General features: G+C 67.5%; 1 protein-coding gene. It reads left to right on the top strand.

Going from position 1 to position 274, the window contains the following annotated elements; genetic code table 11:
- Positions 1-274: hypothetical protein (locus tag HKX41_11415; GenBank protein NNC24740.1), on the top strand; the 274-nt coding region annotated here is incomplete at both ends.

Genomic DNA, 274 nt, shown 5'->3' with positions numbered 1-274 from the left:
AGACCATGCTGACCCTCAACGAGCGGGTCGAAAGCCGGTTGCGGCTGCCCGGGGTGGAAGTGATCCCGGTCGAAGCGGAGTCCACTGTGGCCCAGTTCGATCTCTCGCTCGATCTGGAGGAAGGCGAAGGCGATGTGTCCGGCGCGCTCGGCTACGCGACCGCGCTGTTCGATCGCTCCACCGCGCAGCGTTACGCCGGCTACTGGCTGTGCGTGTTGCAGGCCATGGCCGCGGATGAGCGGTTGCCGCTGGCGCAGTTGCCGCTGGCCGATCG

It is taken from the genome of Salifodinibacter halophilus (genome assembly GCA_012999515.1).
Classification (GTDB): Bacteria; Pseudomonadota; Gammaproteobacteria; order Nevskiales; family Salinisphaeraceae; genus Salifodinibacter; species Salifodinibacter halophilus.
Note: the sequence above shows the minus strand (reverse complement) of the source record. Positions and strands in the feature narration are given on the sequence as shown.